This window comes from Cobetia sp. SIMBA_158 (assembly GCF_046566945.1).
Taxonomy (GTDB): Bacteria; Pseudomonadota; Gammaproteobacteria; order Pseudomonadales; family Halomonadaceae; genus Cobetia; species Cobetia amphilecti.
The window spans coordinates 1-232 of sequence record NZ_JAWJYL010001176.1 but is presented as its reverse complement, the minus strand read 5'-3'; the positions used below and the strand labels follow the sequence as shown (position 1 = coordinate 232).

Below are 232 nucleotides of genomic sequence, written 5' to 3'. Positions count from 1 at the left end.
GGTGCACCACGGGGTCGACATCACCGACAGCGCCATCATCGCCGCCGCGCGGCTATCCTCGCGCTACATCACGGACCGTCAGCTGCCGGACAAGGCCATCGACCTGATCGATGAGGCCGCGTCACGCATCCGCATGGAGCTGCATTCCAAGCCGGAGGAGATGGCCCGTCTCGACCGCCGCCCGATCCAGCTCAAGATGGAGCGGGAAGCGCTCAAGAAGGAAACCGACGAG

1 pseudogene is annotated in these 232 nt (G+C 65.5%); it reads left to right on the top strand.

The annotated features are described in order from the left end of the window. A pseudogene (locus tag R2R70_RS23465) lies at positions 1 to 232 on the top strand (hypothetical protein); the annotation flags it as partial.